Annotated in this window: 1 protein-coding gene; it reads right to left on the reverse strand. The window is 35.0% G+C overall.

The genetic code is table 11. The annotated features are described in order from the left end of the window. Positions 1 to 56: 56 nt before the first annotated feature. On the reverse strand, positions 57 to 286 hold a 230-nt coding region (locus NE591_RS15775; protein WP_256157166.1), incomplete at its 5' end, for a hypothetical protein.

The following is a 286-nucleotide window of genomic DNA, read 5'->3' on the forward strand; positions in this document are numbered from 1 at the left end:
ATGTTACTTGCAAAACACAACCTTTATTCTTTTTTTGCAAGTAACATATACAATAATCATGATTTCTTATGTTTTAATTGATATTGTTTCCGTTGCTTGCAGGCTATTTCAAAAGCCGTTCTTATCTCGTTTGAATAATTTCGGATATCTTCTATTGATTGTAACTGAATCCATTTATATCCGGCTCTGTTCTCTGTAACAAAACATATCCGCTTGCTGTACGGCCTTAATGATACACGGCATACCCACCAATATTCATGTCCAGTCCAAATCAGCAGATAGCCTT

Source organism: Adlercreutzia sp. DFI.6.23 (assembly GCF_024462535.1).
GTDB classification, from domain to species: Bacteria; Actinomycetota; Coriobacteriia; order Coriobacteriales; family Eggerthellaceae; genus Adlercreutzia; species Adlercreutzia rubneri.